The organism is Alkalimonas cellulosilytica (assembly GCF_036325985.1).
Lineage (GTDB): Bacteria > Pseudomonadota > Gammaproteobacteria > Enterobacterales > Alteromonadaceae > Alkalimonas > Alkalimonas cellulosilytica.
Genome location: NZ_JAUHLI010000013.1, coordinates 1 through 17,967 on the forward strand (window position 1 = coordinate 1; position 17,967 = coordinate 17,967).

17 protein-coding genes and 1 tRNA gene are annotated in these 17,967 nt (G+C 51.7%); 11 read left to right on the plus strand and 7 right to left on the minus strand.

What is annotated here, in order from left to right:
* Window positions 1-75: 75 nt before the first annotated feature.
* From QWY20_RS13245 to QWY20_RS13260, 4 genes are all read left to right on the plus strand, one after another.
* Window positions 76-330, plus strand: a complete 255-nt coding sequence (locus QWY20_RS13245; RefSeq protein WP_330129491.1) for a helix-turn-helix domain-containing protein — start codon at window positions 76-78, stop codon at window positions 328-330.
* On the plus strand, window positions 323-1,450 hold the full coding sequence (locus QWY20_RS13250) for a hypothetical protein (RefSeq protein ID WP_330129492.1): 1,128 nt from the start codon (window positions 323-325) through the stop codon (window positions 1,448-1,450). Before QWY20_RS13245 ends, QWY20_RS13250 begins: the two co-directional genes overlap by 8 nt.
* A complete protein-coding gene (locus tag QWY20_RS13255; RefSeq protein WP_330129493.1) occupies window positions 1,420-2,829 on the plus strand; it encodes a DUF3987 domain-containing protein in 1,410 nt (469 codons plus the stop codon). Before QWY20_RS13250 ends, QWY20_RS13255 begins: the two co-directional genes overlap by 31 nt.
* 302 nt (window positions 2,830-3,131) lie before the next feature.
* The gene (locus tag QWY20_RS13260) at window positions 3,132-3,452 is read left to right on the plus strand and encodes a recombinase family protein (protein ID WP_330129494.1); all 321 of its coding nucleotides are present in this window, start codon (window positions 3,132-3,134) and stop codon (window positions 3,450-3,452) included.
* Between the two features lie 41 nt (window positions 3,453-3,493).
* On the opposite strand, the gene QWY20_RS13265 is transcribed toward QWY20_RS13260, so the two are convergent.
* From QWY20_RS13265 to rpsU, 5 genes are all read right to left on the minus strand, one after another.
* Window positions 3,494-3,901: a hypothetical protein gene (locus QWY20_RS13265; RefSeq protein WP_330129495.1), complete on the minus strand. Its 408-nt coding sequence runs from the start codon at window positions 3,899-3,901 to the stop codon at window positions 3,494-3,496.
* A 360-nt stretch (window positions 3,902-4,261) separates the two neighbouring features.
* Window positions 4,262-4,338: transfer RNA gene (locus tag QWY20_RS13270), tRNA-Ile, on the minus strand.
* A 148-nt stretch (window positions 4,339-4,486) separates the two neighbouring features.
* Complete coding sequence (gene rpoD / locus QWY20_RS13275) at window positions 4,487-6,328, minus strand: RNA polymerase sigma factor RpoD (RefSeq protein ID WP_330129496.1); 1,842 nt, start codon at window positions 6,326-6,328, stop codon at window positions 4,487-4,489.
* Between the two features lie 84 nt (window positions 6,329-6,412).
* On the minus strand, window positions 6,413-8,161 hold the full coding sequence (gene dnaG / locus QWY20_RS13280; protein ID WP_330129497.1) for a DNA primase: 1,749 nt from the start codon (window positions 8,159-8,161) through the stop codon (window positions 6,413-6,415).
* A gap of 200 nt (window positions 8,162-8,361) precedes the next feature.
* Window positions 8,362-8,577, minus strand: a complete 216-nt coding sequence (rpsU, locus tag QWY20_RS13285; RefSeq protein WP_091338499.1) for a 30S ribosomal protein S21 — start codon at window positions 8,575-8,577, stop codon at window positions 8,362-8,364.
* A gap of 164 nt (window positions 8,578-8,741) precedes the next feature.
* Between rpsU and tsaD the strand changes: the two genes are divergently transcribed.
* Window positions 8,742-9,755, plus strand: coding sequence for a tRNA (adenosine(37)-N6)-threonylcarbamoyltransferase complex transferase subunit TsaD (gene tsaD / locus QWY20_RS13290; protein ID WP_330129498.1), 1,014 nt, complete (start codon window positions 8,742-8,744; stop codon window positions 9,753-9,755).
* Window positions 9,756-9,758: 3 nt separating this feature from the next.
* Here the strand turns inward: tsaD and plsY are convergent, their stop codons facing one another.
* Entirely contained in the window at window positions 9,759-10,364 is a 606-nt protein-coding gene (gene plsY / locus QWY20_RS13295; RefSeq protein WP_330129499.1) for a glycerol-3-phosphate 1-O-acyltransferase PlsY, read from the minus strand.
* A gap of 123 nt (window positions 10,365-10,487) precedes the next feature.
* Here plsY and folB point away from each other — a divergent pair, with 123 nt between their 5' ends.
* Genes folB through QWY20_RS13320 form a run of 5 tightly spaced genes read left to right on the plus strand, consistent with a single transcriptional unit; the run spans window position 10,488 to window position 14,247 of the window.
* Window positions 10,488-10,841 carry a dihydroneopterin aldolase gene (folB, locus tag QWY20_RS13300; protein WP_330129500.1) on the plus strand — a complete coding sequence of 118 codons (354 nt, stop codon included), beginning with the start codon at window positions 10,488-10,490 and terminating at the stop codon, window positions 10,839-10,841.
* Window positions 10,841-11,332: a 2-amino-4-hydroxy-6-hydroxymethyldihydropteridine diphosphokinase gene (gene folK, locus QWY20_RS13305; RefSeq protein ID WP_330129501.1), complete on the plus strand. Its 492-nt coding sequence runs from the start codon at window positions 10,841-10,843 to the stop codon at window positions 11,330-11,332. The genes folB and folK overlap by 1 nt, the downstream gene beginning before the upstream one ends.
* Entirely contained in the window at window positions 11,333-12,139 is an 807-nt protein-coding gene (locus tag QWY20_RS13310) for an undecaprenyl-diphosphate phosphatase (RefSeq protein ID WP_330129502.1), read from the plus strand.
* Between the two features lie 6 nt (window positions 12,140-12,145).
* Window positions 12,146-13,495 carry an NAD(P)/FAD-dependent oxidoreductase gene (locus tag QWY20_RS13315; RefSeq protein WP_330129503.1) on the plus strand — a complete coding sequence of 450 codons (1,350 nt, stop codon included), beginning with the start codon at window positions 12,146-12,148 and terminating at the stop codon, window positions 13,493-13,495.
* Between the two features lie 32 nt (window positions 13,496-13,527).
* Complete coding sequence (locus QWY20_RS13320) at window positions 13,528-14,247, plus strand: DUF445 domain-containing protein (protein WP_330129504.1); 720 nt, start codon at window positions 13,528-13,530, stop codon at window positions 14,245-14,247.
* A gap of 37 nt (window positions 14,248-14,284) precedes the next feature.
* Here QWY20_RS13320 and QWY20_RS13325 read toward each other — a convergent pair whose 3' ends face one another.
* Entirely contained in the window at window positions 14,285-15,622 is a 1,338-nt protein-coding gene (locus tag QWY20_RS13325; RefSeq protein ID WP_330129505.1) for an MFS transporter, read from the minus strand.
* Between the two features lie 232 nt (window positions 15,623-15,854).
* On the opposite strand from QWY20_RS13325, the gene QWY20_RS13330 reads away from it, so the two are divergent.
* On the plus strand, window positions 15,855-17,933 hold the full coding sequence (locus tag QWY20_RS13330; RefSeq protein WP_330129506.1) for a M13 family metallopeptidase: 2,079 nt from the start codon (window positions 15,855-15,857) through the stop codon (window positions 17,931-17,933).
* Window positions 17,934-17,967 lie beyond the last annotated feature (34 nt).

The window sequence follows — 17,967 nt, forward strand, 5'->3', positions numbered from 1 at the left end:
GGGCCACAAAAGCGGGGCCGTGGTTGTTACTGGCTTATGTGATGGCAGTATAAAAGTTGCTAAAGGGGGCTTGTTATGAAAATTAAGCCTGTCTGCAATTCATACGCAGCGCAGCGGGGCCGCCTGCTGCAATACCTTCAAGAAAAAGGAGCAATAACAACACTGCAAGCCCGGCACGAATTGGCAGTAATGCACCCCGCAGGCAGAGTTAAAGAGTTGCGCGACAGCGGCCACCCCATTTTAACTTATTGGGCGTTTGATGTTGATTCAGCGGGGGTTCGCCACCGTCAAGGGCTTTACGTGTTGCAGGTAGGGGGTAAGCATGACTAATACAGCAAAACAAAACCCCGCAACCGGGCAAGTTAACGGGGCTTTGCAATCAACTATCACAACAAATAATAGCACAAAACTTAACCTATCCAGAACACTAAGCGGGGGTGTGAGCAATACTCAGTTGCAGCCGTTTAATGTGTCGCTGTCTGAATTGGTTGCGATGTTTCAGCCTGAACAGGTAAAGGCAGGCCCGAAGGATGGCCCCTATTTTGTGCGCGGCAGCTGTAACGGTGGCCGCAGTGATACGGCAATGGCTCAGGCTGAAAACCTGCTTATCATTATTGATGGTGATAGCTCAATCAGTGACGGTGGCGAAATTGTAGAGGGTGCGCCCGATCCTAAGCTGGCGCATGAAGCTATGAAACAGGCAGGCATTGAACACTTGATTTACACCAGCCACAGCCACCAGAAGCACGGCCAGGATTTTAACAAGTGGCGTTTATTAGTGCCGAGCGATGCAGCAGCACAAACCTTAACCAGTGGCGTTGATGCCATACTTGATGTTTTGTATTTAGCAGGGGTTAGAGTTGCCCCGGTGAGCGAGAATAACAAGCTATCACAGCCTTGGTTTTTTCCAAGGTTAGACGCTGGCCGGGCTGCTGCTTACTATTGCGCGAGCTATGAAACAGGGCAGCCGTTTAAGGTGCGTGAAAGCCTACCAGAGCCAGTGCAAGCGTCAGCCAGTGCAAAGCCTAAGCTGCAAGGTGAAAGCGTGGTACAGGCTTACTGTGACCGTTACCCCCTACGCCAGAAAGTTGCAGAAATGGGTTTTAAACTCATTCGGGAAAATCGTTATTTACCGCCTGAAAGTAAAAGCGGGGTAGCTGGTGCAAAGGTACTAACCGGGGAGCGAGACGGGCGCGAAAGGCTATACATTCACAACACCAGCCACCCGCTACATGGCAGGGGGTTAGATTCCTTTGATCTGTACTGTGAAGAAGAACACAACGGCGATTTTAAAGCCGCTGTAAAGGCCGCTGCTGAGTTACTGGGGCTTGCTGCTACTGATGATGCTTTTGCGCTGTTTATTGCGTCAGAAGATCATACAGAGACCGCAGAGCCAGACCCGCTGCCCGTTGATGTTTCTTGCGTGAGCATCGAAAACCCGCCGGGTTAGCTGGTGAAATTTGCCAGCATCTAAACAAAACAGCAAACCGACCAATACCGCTTATTTATCCGATTGTTGCCTTGCAAATGCTTTCACTAGCCGCAGGCAGCCGCAAAGGATTAGACGGTATTAAGCTGAATTTGCTAACGCTAGCTATTGCCCCCAGTGCAGCAGGGAAGGAGCACGGCCAAAGCTGGTTAGCTAAAACTGCTGCACAGCTAAAGATAGGCCGTCATGTTGTCGGTGGCATTTCTTCAGACGTTGATATGATCCGCAACCTGATAGACGGTGACGGGCGTTGCTGTTATCGCATTGATGAAATTCAGGGTTTGTTTAACGCCATCAAAAGTAAAAATGCCAACACCTATGAAAGCAAGATAGGTGATTTAATTCTGACGCTGGCAACATCAAGAGTTTATCTTTTTGCAGGTAATCACCGCCGCCAGTTTTTAGACGAAATAGATCGAGATATTGAGCGGTTAAAAAAACGAATAGCCAAGGCAGAAGAATCGCCAGCTGATGATAGCGAAGAAAGCACCGAAGCGGCAGAGGTGCAAGACGTTGATAAGCTAAACCGGGCTTTGCGCTGGCTGTTTAAAAAGCGCGACTTTATAGAGAATGGATGGCCTGATCCTGTGGTATCAATTATGGGCCACAGTACCCCCAGTGGGCTTGATAGCCTGATCACTGAGGAAAACATAGGCAGCGGCTTAATTGGGCGCTGTCTGGTGATACGGTGCGCGGAAGAACGCGAGAAGCTGCAAAAGATTGAGGAAACCCCCTTCTTTGGTGAAGTGAATATGCTGAACCGATTGCACCTTATAAACAACGGCAGCCTGCAACCACTAGCAGTTAGTGAAGAAGCCCGGCAAATGCTGGACGCAATACAGCGTTACTATGACCAAGACCAGCGACTAAATGCCCCGGTAATGGGCGCGATTTATGCGCGGGTAATGGAGCAAGTAAACAAGGTGGCAAGCCTGCTGGCGCTCGAAGCCGATCAAGTACAGCCAGAGCACGTTAGCTACGCTTTTGCTTTGGTTGCCCGGTGTATTGATGATGTTGGCTATTTACTGCAAAAGGACGCAGCACAAAGAGCTGATGCCACCATTGCCGATATTGCATTACACACCAGAGCGGAAATAAAGCGCAGGTTAGCTGCTGGCAAGGTTAAAGTTGAAGGTATTGCACCAAGCTCATTAAAGCAGACTGTTTTAAAGTGCTTTGCTAAGTTAAAGCAACTTACTGTTCAGCATGGCAAGAACCCTAAAGCCATTGGTAAACCTGACCTTTACGACCAGATAGTTAACCGCATGGTTGAAGTGGGGGACATTCAGCTAAAGCAGACTGGAAAAAAGACCCGCTATTTTTTGACGGAGGGCCGATAAATGGCCCTTTTCTATTGCTGGCCGGGCTTATCTTTATCTGCTTTATACCTTCTTTATACCATAGGGGGTATAACGCAGAGCCCTTTATCTATAAGGCTTAGAGGTAACTTTATACCTTTATACCATTATTTCTTCTTTTTTATTAATCATCTGATTTCATACCTGAAAAACTGAATATCTGTATTTATAAGATTTTCGGTATAAAGGTATAAACCAGCCTAAAACCCAAGCCCGGCAAGGGTTTTGCCTTATACCGTACAAAGTATAACGAAGGTATAAACATATAAAGTTGAGGTAACAGCATGACCAGATTAGAGCGCCAGCAAACCCTTGATGCAGTAAAGGATATTGTAAAGAATTATGGACGGTTTAGCCCGCCAAGCTACAAGAGAGCAGCGGCCATGCTCAATGCTCAGAATTTGAAAACAGCATGGGGTAATGATTGGACACCGCAACGCTTGTTAAGGTTTTTACAGCGGCAAGGTTACTCAGGCTTGCATGGTGTTCAAGCTGAATTGAATGGACGACCAAAAAAGCTGGGGCAAGGTTTTCTGGAAGTCACTACGCGACAGAAAAAGGGTGTTCTGCTACCAGTACGCGCGGTGCGAAATAAGTATTTTTGAGTAGCCAACTATTTCAGTATTACGAGCCCTAAAATCGTTTGTTAAAATGTCAAAATACGACAATTTGCCCGTTGGCTTTGTTTATCAACAATCCCCATATTAACATCCTTAAATGAGTAAACTTGATCCGGCTCTATGTACACTCTAAATATATGGCTGACTCGGTTTAAAGCTGAATTTGTCTGCCCGTAGGTTGTACAACGAACCATAACATCAGCAGCCCGGGTAGGATTTTTATTCTCAATTGTTCCGCTTAACATAAAGACATTCCCAAATCCATTGAGTCTCCAAGATGATTCAAGCTTTAAGTTTTCTTGGAAAATCTCTGATGCTGACTTTTCTCTGGGTTCTACTGGTGAGCTAGACGAATGGTTTTGATCTGGTGAGAACTTGTTGTAAATAATATATGTAATAATAATAGCGATAACATAGAAAAGTATTTTCTTCATTTTGAAATGATTTCTTCTGTTCTCTGTAAAAACTGAATTTAGCGCGCTGAAGAAGCCATGTCCATACTCATAGTCAGAAATAAAGATTTTTGCCGGGTCACTACGCGAGCCAAGCGGGTGTTTTCGGACATTGTTACGCGCGTGAGCTACCCTTAGTGAAACCTTAGTACCCTTAGGGTTATCTTAGGGGAGTTTCCCGACTATAAAAATGGGTGTTTTCAGTACCCGTAAAAAGGGCGATTTTCGGCACGTTAGACGGTGGGCAGAGACATTTTAGCTAAATTCCGATCCGCTACCGATCCGCAACATTGAAAAAGAATTTTAAAATGTCAGAAGTAAACCATAAGTGCTTGATTTGAATGGTGGCCCCAGCTGGACTCGAACCAGCGACCGATCGATTATGAGTCGAGCGCTCTAACCAACTGAGCTATAGGGCCATGGGTGTGGACATTTTTGCTAAGCAAAAACGGCTTGCAGTATAGAAAGTTTTGCTGCTGTTGTCATCTGGCTTTGTGGGCTTCTTGCCATCAAGCGGTTATTTTTTCTGCAAAAAGTAAAAGGCGCCGGGTAGGCGCCTTTTGGTATTTACTCGTCGAGGAAGCTTTTCAGTACTTCCGAGCGCGATGGGTGGCGCAGTTTGCGCAACGCCTTGGCTTCGATCTGCCGGATCCGTTCCCGGGTGACGTCGAACTGCTTGCCGACTTCTTCCAGGGTGTGATCGGTGTTCATATCGATACCAAACCGCATCCGCAGTACTTTGGCTTCGCGGGCGGTCAGGCCAGCCAGTACTTCGTTGGTGGCGTTTTTCAGGCTTTCCATGGTGGCTGAGTCCAGTGGCGATTCGCCGCTGGTGTCCTCGATAAAGTCGCCCAGATGCGAGTCTTCATCATCACCAATCGGGGTTTCCATCGAAATCGGCTCTTTGGCGATTTTCAGCACCTTGCGGATTTTGTCTTCCGGCATTTGCATGCGCTCAGACAACTCTTCCGGGGTTGGCTCGCGCCCCATCTCCTGCAGCATTTGCCGTGAGATCCGGTTCAGCTTATTGATGGTCTCAATCATGTGCACCGGAATACGGATGGTGCGGGCCTGATCGGCAATCGAACGGGTAATGGCCTGACGGATCCACCAGGTAGCGTAAGTTGAAAACTTATAACCACGGCGGTATTCAAATTTATCCACCGCTTTCATCAGGCCGATGTTGCCTTCCTGGATCAAATCCAGGAATTGCAAACCACGGTTGGTGTATTTCTTGGCAATCGAAATAACCAGACGCAGGTTGGCCTCGACCATCTCTTTCTTGGCACGGCGTGCTTTGGCTTCGCCGATCGACATCCGGCGGTTGATGTCTTTGATTTTGGCGATGCTAAGGCCCGTTTCTTCTTCGACTTTTTTCAGCTTTTCAATGCAGCGGTACAAATCATCTTTGAAGTCAGTCAGCTTGTCAGAGTGCGCTTTCTTGGCCGCAATTTCAGCGTCAATCCAGGCGGTCGAGGTTTCATTGCCGGTAAAAGCTTTCACGAAGGCCTTCTTGGGCATCTTGGCGTGCTCGACGCTGTGCTTCATGATCAGGCGTTCTTGCACCCGCACCCGATCCATCATTTCGCGCATGTTTTTCACCAGGCGATCGAATTGCTTCGGTACCAGGCGGAAACAGCGGAACACTTCGCTCAGTTTAAGAATTTCTTCTTTGGTGGTGTCGTGCTCACGGCCATTGCTGACAATTGAGTTGCGGGTGACATCGTACTGGTCGCGCAGTTCAGCAAATTTGACGCGGGCAACTTCCGGATCCGGGCCGCTATCGCCATCATCGGCATCGTCGCTGTCGTCGTCATCGTCGTCATCATCGTCATCGTTATCATTCGACTCTGGCACATCCGAGCCAATGTTGGTGCCGATAACCGGCGCTTCATCCAGCTCATTCGGATCGACGAAGGCGGTGACGATATCACTCAGTCGCATCTGGTCGGCTTCGTACTTATCCCACAGTTCGAGCAGATAAGTAATGGCTTCCGGGTATTCAGCGACCGAAGTCTGTACCTGATTGATGCCATCTTCAATGCGTTTGGCGATTTCAATCTCGCCATCCCGGGTCAGCAGCTCGACGGTGCCCATTTCCCGCATGTACATCCGCACCGGATCGGTGGTGCGACCTAATTCTTTATCGACACTGACCAGAGCCTGTGCGGCTTCTTCCGCGGCGTCATCATCGGCGGCGGCATCGGTCATGATCAAATCATCGGCATCGGGGGCAGATTCAAACACCTGGATCCCCATGTCATTGATCATGCGGATGATATCTTCAATTTGCTCCGAGTCGATAATGTCTTGTGGAAGGTGGTCATTGACTTCGGCAAAGGTGAGGTACCCTTGCTCTTTACCTTTCAAGATCAGGAGTTTGAGTTGCGACTGAGGACTTTGCTCCATAGAGGCTGTTCTTCCACTCAAGTTAATTAATAAACGAATTGCGAACTGGCAATTATAACAAACTGCGGCATTTCTAGCCAGCAATTAGCTGGGTGCCGATCGCGGTTTTCTGCTTTTTAGTGCTGTTAGCAGCAATACGTATTCCTGTTGTTCGACAGGGGTTAATTTTTGCAGCTTGGCGGTGCGCTCCAGTGCTTCCAGCCGTTGTTGCAGGTATTGATCTTCAATCGCCGCAAAGGTATCGACAAACTCTGGCTCGATTTGCTCCGGTTCCAGCTGCGGATCCCACATGGCCAACTTATTCAGTATTGAATACTCCTGGCTATCGCGCCAATGCTCCAGCAATTGCGCGGTGCGGATGCCTGGTGCTGCCAGGATTTTCTGTTGCAAGGCAAGCAATAACGGCATGCCAGCTAAGTCTGCACCAGCCAGTTCTTTAGCCTGTGGAATGCTGTTGGCCAATGTTGGGTACTGCAGCAGCAAAGCAATGGCCCGGCGCATCGGCGTCATGCTTTGCGCTTTGGGCATAAAGCGGGCGGCTGTACCTTTGCCTGGGGTTGGCTTTTCAGCCCTTGGCTTGCCAACCAGGCTGTGCAGCTTGTCGCTCAGTTGTTCGCGGTAAAATTCGCTGGGGATCTGGCCGATTAAAGCTTTGCCTTCAGCCAGCAGGGCTGATTTACCGGCATCTGTACCGGCATTGTGTTGCGCCAGCAGGTACTCAAAGAAATAATGCTGCAGGCTATCAGCGCTGGCAATGCGTTGTAAAAAGGCGTCTTTGCCTTCTTGTTGCACCATGCTGTCCGGGTCTTCGCCATCCGGCAAAAAGACGAATTTCAGTTCCACTCCATCTTTTAACTGCGGCAAGGCATTTTGCAAAGCACGCCAGGCTGCATCGCGACCAGCCCGGTCGCCATCGTAACAACAAACCACAGAGCGGCAATAACGAAACAGGGTTTGCATGTGATCACTGGTGGTGGCAGTACCAAGGCTGGCCACGGCAAAATCAATGCCTTGTTCAGACAGCGCAACCACATCCATGTAGCCTTCGACCACCAGCACCTGCTCCAGTCGCTCCTGTTGCTGGCGTGCCTCATACAACCCATACAGTTCCCGGCCTTTGTGAAACAGTCGGGTCTCCGGTGAGTTCAGATACTTGGGGGTGCCATCGTCAAACACCCTGCCACCAAAAGCAATCACCCTGCCACGACGATCGCGGATAGGAAACATTAAGCGGTTGCGGAAAAAGTCGTACTCGCGGCCCTGCTCATTGCGATTGGTCAGTTTTAGTTCAAACAACTGATCGCGCACTTTTTTATCTGAGCCGAGCTGACGTAGCACAAAATCCCAGCTATCCGGTGCGACCCCAATGCCAAACTTTTGCACGGTGGCAGCACTTAAACCACGGTGCTTGATGTAGGCCTGTGCCAGTTCGCTGGCTGGGCCTTGCTGCAACTGCTGTTGCCACAAGGTGCTGGCTTTTTGCATTAAGGTGTAATCATCGGCCTGGCCGGTGGGCCGGGCCGGGCCACCGCCTTCCCGTGGTACTTCCAGGTGATGCATGGCAGCCAGCTCTTCGATGGCTTCCGGAAACTCCAGTTGCTCATACTCCATTAAGAACGTAATCGCATTGCCATGGGCACCACAGCCGAAGCAGTGATAAAACTGTTTATCCTGACTGACGGTAAAAGAGGGCGTTTTTTCGCTATGAAAAGGGCAGCAAGCCGAATGATTCCGGCCTTTTTTCTTTAAAGGCACACGCTGATCGATCAACTCGACAATGTCGGTTCGAGCCAGTAAATCATCAATGAACTGTCGCGGGATCTGTCCGGCCACTGGATAGTTTCACTTTGCTCAGAAAAAGACAAACCGTGCCTGAAAGCACGGTGTGGTCAGCATATGCTGGTTCCTGGCTCTGCTGCTTGGTTGCAGCCAGGGCGCAGGTAGCGTTTCATTGCAATCAAAAGCTGTGTTAAAACAGCTGCTGCCTGTCAGGCAATGAAACGCGGCTGTCGCTGTAGCGTCTTGAGTACGGATTAGTACAGACGGATGCGACGTGCGTTTTCGCGAGAAAGCTTTTTCGCGTGGCGTTTTACCGCAGCGGCTTTCTTACGCTTACGAATCCAGGTAGGCTTTTCGTAGAATTCTTTCGCGCGCACATCAGCCAGGATACCGGCTTTTTCACAAGAGCGCTTGAAACGACGCAAAGCTACGTCAAAGGGTTCGTTTTCTTTTACTTTAACAACAGGCATTAAATTCTCACCTCGGTTTATCTGGTCAGTCAGCGACCAATACGATTAAAAATGGTGCCGCATTTTACTCAAAAGCCAGGGGGCTTGTAAAGGGATTCTGTGGATCGCTGGTGATTTATCCTGGATCCCAGTACAATTCGAGGGTTTTAGGGCTGGAGGAAACGATGCGGGTACTGGGAATTGAGACATCCTGTGACGAAACAGGCATAGCGATTTACGACAGCAAGCTCGGCTTACTCAGTCATCAGCTGTACAGTCAGGTGAAGCTACATGCCGATTACGGCGGTGTGGTGCCAGAGCTGGCATCGCGTGATCATGTCCGCAAAACGCTGCCGCTGATTCGGGCAGCGCTAAAAGAAGCCAACTGCAGTGCTGCTGATATTGATGGCGTGGCCTATACCGCAGGGCCTGGCCTGGCCGGTGCTTTGCTGGTAGGCGCCTCCATTGGCCGTAGCCTGGCTTTTGCTTGGCAAAAACCAGCCATTGGTGTGCATCATATGGAAGGCCATTTGCTGGCACCGATGCTGGAGGCAGAGCCTCCGCCGTTCCCTTTTCTGGCACTACTGGTGTCTGGTGGTCATACCCAACTGGTGGCTGTGGCGGGTATTGGCCAGTACCAGTTGTTGGGCGAGTCCATTGACGATGCCGCTGGTGAAGCCTTTGATAAAACCGCCAAATTGATGGGACTGGATTACCCGGGCGGGCCTTTGCTGGCGAAGATGGCCGCAGCAGGCAATCCGGCAGCACACCGTTTTCCACGGCCGATGCTGGACCGGCCTGGTCTGGACTTTAGCTTTAGCGGCCTGAAAACCGCTGCTGCTAATGTGATTGCTAAGGCTGGCTCGGATGATAGCGCCCGGGCCGATATTGCCGCTTCGTTTCAACAAGCAGTGGTGGATACCCTGGTCGCCAAGTGCGAGCGGGCGCTGGAGCAAACCGGTCTGAGCCGTTTGGTGGTGGCTGGTGGGGTCAGTGCCAACAGTTCTTTGCGTGAACAGCTGGCAGCTTTGCTAAAAAAGCGGGGCGGTGCGGTTTATTACCCACGCAAAGAGTTTTGCACCGACAATGGCGCCATGATTGCCTTTGCTGGTCATCAACGCCTGGTGGCGGGGCAGCAGCAGGATCTGGCGATTGCGGTGCAGCCACGCTGGCCGATGGAGCAGCTGTCAGCTATCTGACAATTATTCCTTGAGATTTTTATCTTTATCCCAGACCCGGCTCTCGGTACCACGCAGCAGCCGGGTGATGTTCTGATGGTGGCGGGCAATGATCAGCACGCTGAGCATCAACACGGGCAGGGTATACATTGGCTTGATAAACCAGGTAAAAACCGGCGCCAAGCCCACCGTAATAATGGCAGCAAGGGACGAATAACCACTGATTGCCAGCACCAGCACCCAGGTTGCCAGCAGCAGGCCAGTCAGATCCAGGCCAATCGGCATCATGGTACCAAGCGCGGTTGCGACCGCTTTGCCACCTTTAAAGCCAAAGAACAGCGGGTAAATATGGCCAAGGCAGGCACAAATGCCAATCAGGCCCAGGTAAAAAGGTTCTATACCTAAAAAGTAGGAGCCCCAGACCGGAATAGTCCCTTTCAGAATATCAAACAGTAATACCAGCGCTGCAGGCAGTTTGCCGCCGCTGCGCAGCACATTAGTAGCGCCAGGGTTGTTGGAGCCGGTGGTTCTGGGATCAGGCAGCCGGAACAGCTTGCTAATCAGCACCGCCGATGAGATGGATCCCAGCAGATATGCCAGCAACATAAGTGTCAGGATCATAGGTGTCATCAATGCGGTTCCTCAGCCTGGCTTTTTACGTTAAGATCGGCCTCGCCTGATCTTAAGGTGGCGGCAATCTACCCAATTGGCTTCTGTCTTCATCTTACCCTGAACCTGCTGCGGAATGAACTGATGGATACTGTTTTTATTAAAAAGTTGTGCATCGATACGGTGATAGGTGTGTACGAATGGGAAAAATCCATTCAACAGCGGCTGGAGCTGGATTTGGAGCTGCAGTGCGATACGCGCCAGGCTGCCGCCAGCGATGATATCCGTCAGGCGCTGGATTACAGTGTGATTGCGACCCAGGTGACCGAGCTGGTGCAGCGCGAACCCCTAGAGCTGATAGAAACCGTGGCAGAGCGGGTGGCTGCTTTGTTGTTACAAAATTTTGTCACCAACCGTGTTCAGGTAACTGTCAGCAAGCCGGGGGCTGTGCCGACCGCAGAAACCGTGGGTGTGCGTATTGTGCGGGAGGCTGGCTGATGGCTTTTATTCTAATCAGCATTGGCAGCAATATTGAGCGTGAGAAGCATGTTCGGGTCGCTATTCGTGAGTTAAAGCAGGCGTTTGGCTCCCTGCAAATTTCCTCTGTATACGAAAGTGAGGCGGTCGGCTTTGACGGCGAGCCTTTTTACAACCTGGTGGTCGGGGCCAACACCGACTTATCGATTGAGGCCTGCGTTGAGCTTTTTAAAGGCATTGAAGATCGTCATGGCCGTAAGCGCAATGTGGCTCGTTTTTCCGGTCGGACGCTGGATTTGGATTTGCTGACCTACGATCAGATAATGTGCCAACAGCCGATTGAACTTCCGCGTGATGAAATCACCAAAAATGCTTTTGTGCTGTTGCCGTTGGCTGAGCTGGTGCCGGAGCAGATCCATCCACCCAGTGGCCTGACGTATCGCCAATTATGGCAAGACTACCCGAAGCAGCAAAAGTTGTGGACGGTGCCTTTTTCATGGAGTGAAGACTAAGTGAGTACCATCGAAATCCTTATTTTATCCATTATTCAGGGCATTACTGAATTTCTTCCTATTTCTTCTTCGGCCCATTTGATCTTGCCCTCGGCCATTTTAGGCTGGGAGGATCAGGGCGTCGCCTTTGATGTGGCGGTGCATGTCGGTACTCTGGCCGCAGTGATGCTGTATTTTCGTCGCGATGTTGGGCAGATTTTAGTTGGCTGGATGCATTCTTTGCGCGGCCAGCAAAGCACCCACGGTACTCTGGGGTGGATGCTGATTGTCGCCACTATACCAGCGGGTTTGGCCGGTTTGCTGTTTTCCGGTCTGATTGAAACTGTGCTGCGCTCGCCTTGGGTGATTGCCTGTACCACACTGATTTTTGGTAGCTTGCTTTGGTACGCCGATCGCACCGCCAAACAGCACACCGATGTGATGCATTTAAGCTGGCGTCAGGTGCTGGTGATTGGGGTGGCGCAGGCTGTGTCGCTCATACCGGGCACCTCACGCTCTGGCATTACCATGACGGCCGGCCTGATAATGGGACTGGATCGTGCCAGTGCCGCCCGCTTTTCATTTTTAATGTCGATTCCTATCATTGTGCTGATTGGGCTCTACCAAACCAGCAAATTGATTAAGAACCCGGAAATTTACGATATTCCAGCGCTTGGCATGGGCATGCTGCTGTCGTTTTTCAGTGCCCTGGTGTGCATCCACTTGTTCTTAAAAATCATCAGCCGGATGGGCATGTTGCCCTTTGTGATGTACCGGCTGGCACTGGGCATTGGCCTGGTGATTTTCTTAACCTGGTTCGCCGGTTAAGACCCCATGTACGACCCCTTGCTGGATACAACACCCGGCTGCAATGCCCCTTACCCAGCCTCTTATTGGGCGCAGCAGGGGCAAGCCGGGACTGGCTATCCGGCCTTGCAGCGCGACTGTACTGCTGATCTGGTGGTGATAGGGGCTGGTTATACTGGCCTGAATGCTGCCCGGGTATTGGCAGAGCGCTTTTCGCAGCAGGTGGTGGTGCTCGAAGCGCACCAGCCCGGCTGGGGCTGCAGCGGTCGTAACGCAGGTTTTGTACTAAAAGGCACCGGTCGGTTGGGAGCGATGCAGCTAGCAGAGCGCTTTGGCCTTGAAACCGCTCAGGCCTGTTACCGTGAGTACCGGCTGGCTTTTGAGCAAGTGGCGGCACTTTGCCAACAGGGCGGTATCGACTGTCAGGCTCAGTCGCCTGGTTATTACAAACTGGCGCATCAGCCGCGCTTTTTAGCTGTATTTGAACAGCAGCAACAGCTACTCAATCAGCATTTTGGGGAACAGCTGCAATGCCTGAGCCAGGCCGAGTTGCAGCAGGAACACTTGGCCGATCAGCAGGCCTGTGGTGCTTTGCTGGATCCGGATTGCTTTGGGGTCAACCCGCTGCAACTGGCGCTGGGTTACAGCCGGCTGGCTGAGCAAGCAGGTGTGACCCTCTATGGTGGCTCACCCGTGCTGGGTTGGCAGCAGCTTCAAGGCCAGCATCGCCTGCTAACCCCTCAAGGCTCGATCACGACCAAAAAAGTGCTGATCGCCACCAATGGTTATACGCCAAAAGATTTTCATCCACTGCTCAATGGGCGCATCCTGCCGGTACTAAGCAGCATCATTGTCACCCGGCCGCTGACGCAGGCGGAGCAACACGCTTGTGGTTTTCGTGGCCAGCCGATTGTGATGGATACCCGTGCGCTGAAATACTACTACCGTTTATTGCCCGATGGCCGTTTGTTGTTTGGTGGCCGCGGTGCTATTCAAGGCCGTCACGCCGATAAGCCCCGCTATACCGAGGCTTTGCTAAGCGCGTTGCAGCACAGTTTTCCGGGGCTGGCAGGTATCGACATTGCTTATCGGTGGAGTGGCTGGGTGGCGGTATCGCTGGATGATTTACCGCATCTGTATCAAGCGCCAAAGGACAGCCGCTATGCCGGCGTGAGCTATGCTGGCGGCTATTGTGGCAGTGGTTTGTCGTTTTCGGCGCTGGCCGGGCAGCGACTGGCTGAGCTTACGATGGGGCAAGCCATCCCGGATTTGCCGTGCTACCGGCAGCCTCTGCGACGCTTTCCTTTAGCCCGCTGGCGTCGGCTTGGCCAGTGGCTTTATTATCAATGGGGGCGCTGGCAGGATCAGCGTGACTAGTTGCTTGGTTGTTCGACGTTAAGGAGTTTTGAATGAACAAAAGTATACTGACCAATGGACTGGCTTTGGCAATTACCATCGCCGGTTTTGGTCTGGCGCAGCCCTGGTTGCTCACCACCGGCCTGTTTGCCTTGTCCGGCGGCCTGACCAACTGGCTGGCGGTGCATATGCTGTTTGAGAAAGTACCCGGCCTATATGGTTCCGGCGTGATCCCAGCCCGTTTTGAGCAGCTCAAACAAAGCCTGCAGCAGCTGTTGATGACACAGTTTTTTAGCAGCGATAACATCGACCGCTTTTTGCATCAGCACAATGAATACGGCGAGCCGATGAAGCTGGAGCTTGGTCCGATCATCGAGCAGGTGGAGCTGGATCCAGCTTTTGATGCGCTGCTGAAGGTGGTGGAGGAGTCCTCTTTTGGCTCGATGCTGATGATGGTGGGTGGCAAAAAAGTATTACTGCCGCTGCGAGAGCCCTTTATTGAGGAACTGAAAACTGCCCTGACCGAGATTGCCGACTCCGATGCGTTCCAGCAGCAAATTTTGCAGCAGCTGGAGCGGCCAGAGCAAATGCAGCAAATTCAACAGCACATTGAAACCATCGTCGAGGCCAGGCTGGATGAACTTACGCCTGAGCTGGTGAAGCAGATGCTGCAGCAGATGATCAAGGAACATCTGGGCTGGCTGGTGGTATGGGGCGGGTTCTTTGGCGGCCTGCTGGGCTTGCTGGCCGCTTTGGTACTGAATGGTTTGTAATCAGCAGGCGCAGGCCTGCTGATTATTTTTATCCCCTTTAGCCCGGATGCTGGTGCTCGGCTGCCGTTTCCTGGTGATGCCCCGGTGTGGCCATCGGTTTGTTTTCATGGCGCCATAACAACAGCGCGAACACCAGGCCGGTGACGGTCAGGCCAGTGTAAAACCACATACCAGGCGCATAACCGGCAACATTGTCGGCACTGGCCTGATTCAGATCATTCAGATAACCAATCACCGGCGGTACGATGGACCAGCCGATTTGCTGGCACAAGGTCATGGTGGCATAAGCGGTGCCTAAGCGGCGTTGATCGACGGTGTAAGCCACTGAAGGCCACATCGCTGCAGGTACCAGCGAAAACACGCAGCCAAGCAGCAACATCACCAGCAGCAAGGTCAGTGGAATGCTGCTGCCAAACACCATCACCGGCGCGCCTGCAGGCAGGTAGGTAACCGCCAAAAACAGTGGTAGCATCAACAGACAGCCAATAGTCATAAAGAGTCCACGTTTGCCGACTTTATCGATCAGCAAACCAAACAGTGGGGTGGCGATAATGGCCGATACCATCATCATGCTGTTGAGCATTCCGGCTGCTTCCCGCGCCAGGCCATGCGCCTCCTGAAAGTACATAATGGCAAAGGTGCGGAACGGAAAAATGGTGGAGTAAAACACCACACAAAGCGCCACAATAAACCAGTAGCGCTGACCGAATAAGAACAACTCTTTGAATTTCAGCTTATCAGTCTGGCCGGTAGCGCCCAGATCAAAGCGCCCTTCGCAGCGTTTTTCCTGCAGCCAGTACAGCATGGCGGCCGTCACCGAAATACCGGCAAAGGCGGTCGCCAGCCACAGCGGGTCCTGCCAGTTGCTGTACAGCGGGCTGGCAAAGTTGGTCGACCAATCGGCCGAGGCAGAGCCTAAGCGAGACAGCGATAAATTGATGCCAAAAGCAAAGCTCAGCTCTTTGCCTTTAAACCATTTGGCCAGCACCGTGGTCGCAGCCACAATCAAAGGCTCGGAGCCAAGACCCAGCAGCAAACGGCCACTGGCGATGATTTCATAACGGGGACTGATGGCCGTGATAATGGCGCCGAGCAGACAAATGCTGGCAAACAGCAACAAAGCACGCTTGGTGCCGTAGCGATCGATAATAATACCGCCAATTAACAGGGCTGCGATGGCACCCAGGTTGTAGATGGAAATCAGAAAGCCGGTTTGCTGATTACTAAAGCCCAGATCGCTTTGCAGCAAATCAATCACCGGACCAAGCGAGTCGTAGACATAGTAATTGCCAAACATGGCCAGGCTGACAAATAGCAGCACCAGCCAGCGGTGCAAAGGGGTGGGCCGGGGCAGGGCTGAGACGGTTGGATTCATGGTGGTTGGTTTCTCATGCTAAGTGCATCTGAGATGCTTTGTTATTTGGCTAGTACTGTAACGGAGCAAAGCCTGTCAGGCAATGCCGGCAAAAGGGTAACAGGGTTGTCAGGTTTTGTTACAAAACATGTTTGCACTTGCAGCAAGGGCTTCGTACTATGCATAGCGATAACCAAGCTAAGCAAATATCAAGCTGAGCGATACATAATTCTGACCACAGGATCTTACCACGATGAAAAAGAATATCAGTGTGCTGGCAGCCAGTGTGGCACTGGCTCTGGGTTTGGCCGCCTGCGATGGCCAGCAACGCGTACCGGCAAGTGAGCAAGCTTCAGCGACCGCAACGGCTCAGGCGGCACTGACCTCCGGGGTTGAGCTGGAAAATTTTGATAGCAGCGTGCGCTTTCAGGATGACTTTTACTATGCGGTCAATGGCAAATGGATAGAAAATAACCCTATCCCGGCTGATCGTTCACGTATCGGCTCTTTTGACATTTTGCACCAGCAAGCACAGCAGGCAGTGCTCGACATCATTGAAGAAGTGGCCGCCCGTACCGATTTAGTGCCTGGCTCGAATGAACACAAGCTGGCCAGCTTCTACAACAGCTTTATGGATCAGGAAAGACTGAATTTGCTGGGCATTCAGCCAATTCGTCCTTTGCTGGACAAAATTGCTGCGTTGGATTCCAGCGAACAGTTGGCCGGCCTGAAAGCTGAGTTGCAGCGTGATGGGGTGGCAGGCTTGTTTGGCTGGTATGTCAACAATGATGCCCGCGAGTCGACTCAATACGCTGTGTATCTGTTCCAGGGCGGCTTAGGCCTGCCGGATCGGGATTATTATTTTAACGAAGACGACGACTCTCTGCGTCTGAAAGCCGCTTATCAGGAATATATCGCTGATATGCTATCGCTGGCCGGTTTCGCTGGTGCGACCGCGGCAGCCGAACAGATCCTGGCGCTGGAGCATGCATTGGCGGAACACCACTGGACCCGGTTGGACAGCCGCAATGCCGATAAAACCTACAATAAAAAATCTGCCGCCGAGTTGAAAAATTTATTTGGTGCTTTCGAATGGCAAGCTTATGCCGCTGTGTTTGACTTACCGGCAGAGCAGGATGTGATTGTGGCACAGCCATCCTATTTTGAAGGCTTGGCCGAGCTGGTGAACAACACTGATCTAAGCACCTGGCAGGCGTATTTGACCTACCGCACCATTCACAGTTTTGCTCCTCAGCTGAGCGAAACCGTGGCCGATCGTCGTTTCGCTTTTTACAGCCAGACGCTGCAAGGGGTCGAAGAGCAACAACCACGCTGGCGCCGGGCGGTCGATACCACCAACAGCGTTCTGGGTGAGCTGGTAGGGCAATTGTATGTCGAGCGGCACTTTAACGAAGCTGCCAAAGCGCGGATGGAAGAGTTAGTCGATAACGTGCTGCTGGCGTTTGGCGAGTCGATCAAAGAACTGGAATGGATGTCGGAAGCTACTAAGGCCGCGGCGTTGGAAAAGCTCAGCACCTTTACCACCAAAATCGGCTATCCGGATAAGTGGGAAGATTATTCGGAGTTAGTCATTAAAGCCGATGATTTGGTTGGCAATAGCATTCGCGCCAGCCATCGTGGCTATGATCAAATGGTTGGGAAACTGGGCGGCCCTATCCAGCGTCACGAATGGTTTATGACGCCACAAACTGTCAATGCCTACTACAACCCGGTGATGAACGAAATTGTCTTCCCGGCCGCTATTTTGCAGCCGCCTTTCTTCGATATGAATGCCGATGATGCGGTTAATTACGGCGGTATTGGTGCTGTGATTGGTCATGAAATTGGCCATGGTTTTGACGACCAAGGTGCTAAGTACGACGGTGATGGCAATCTGCGTGACTGGTGGACTGCCGAAGACTTAGCGCGTTTCCAGCAACTGGGTGCCCGTTTAAGTGCCCAGTACAGCCAGTTTGAACCTTTCCCGGGTGTGTTTGTAGACGGCGATGTGGCGCTGGGTGAGAACATTGGCGATCTGGGCGGCATGACGGTAGCGCTTCGTGCCTACAAACTGTCGCTGGGTGGTGAAGAAGCACCGGTGCTGGATGGCTTTACCGGCCTGCAGCGTTTCTTTATCGGTTGGGCGCAAATCTGGCGTTCCAACTACCGTGAAGAAGCCCTGCGCCGTCAGTTAAGCACCGGTCCACATTCACCGCCGTACTACCGGGTGATAGGTGTGCTGCCGAATATCCCGGAGTTTTACCAGGCCTTTGATGTACAGCCTGGCGATGCCATGTATTTGCCAGCGGAAGAACGCGTCAAGATTTGGTAATTATTTTCTGTTATACTTCCATCGATTTACAGGC

Coding starts and splice junctions, on each gene's coding strand:
- QWY20_RS13245 (WP_330129491.1), top strand. CDS start 76: ATGAAAATTAAGCCTGTCTGCAATTCATACGCAGCGCAGCGGGGCCGC.
- QWY20_RS13250 (WP_330129492.1), top strand. CDS start 323: ATGACTAATACAGCAAAACAAAACCCCGCAACCGGGCAAGTTAACGGG.
- QWY20_RS13260 (WP_330129494.1), top strand. CDS start 3,132: ATGACCAGATTAGAGCGCCAGCAAACCCTTGATGCAGTAAAGGATATT.
- QWY20_RS13265 (WP_330129495.1), bottom strand. CDS start 3,901: ATGAAGAAAATACTTTTCTATGTTATCGCTATTATTATTACATATATT.
- rpoD (WP_330129496.1), bottom strand. CDS start 6,328: ATGGAGCAAAGTCCTCAGTCGCAACTCAAACTCCTGATCTTGAAAGGT.
- rpsU (WP_091338499.1), bottom strand. CDS start 8,577: ATGCCTGTTGTTAAAGTAAAAGAAAACGAACCCTTTGACGTAGCTTTG.
- tsaD (WP_330129498.1), top strand. CDS start 8,742: ATGCGGGTACTGGGAATTGAGACATCCTGTGACGAAACAGGCATAGCG.
- plsY (WP_330129499.1), bottom strand. CDS start 10,364: ATGACACCTATGATCCTGACACTTATGTTGCTGGCATATCTGCTGGGA.
- folB (WP_330129500.1), top strand. CDS start 10,488: ATGGATACTGTTTTTATTAAAAAGTTGTGCATCGATACGGTGATAGGT.
- folK (WP_330129501.1), top strand. CDS start 10,841: ATGGCTTTTATTCTAATCAGCATTGGCAGCAATATTGAGCGTGAGAAG.
- QWY20_RS13315 (WP_330129503.1), top strand. CDS start 12,146: ATGTACGACCCCTTGCTGGATACAACACCCGGCTGCAATGCCCCTTAC.
- QWY20_RS13320 (WP_330129504.1), top strand. CDS start 13,528: ATGAACAAAAGTATACTGACCAATGGACTGGCTTTGGCAATTACCATC.
- QWY20_RS13325 (WP_330129505.1), bottom strand. CDS start 15,622: ATGAATCCAACCGTCTCAGCCCTGCCCCGGCCCACCCCTTTGCACCGC.
- QWY20_RS13330 (WP_330129506.1), top strand. CDS start 15,855: ATGAAAAAGAATATCAGTGTGCTGGCAGCCAGTGTGGCACTGGCTCTG.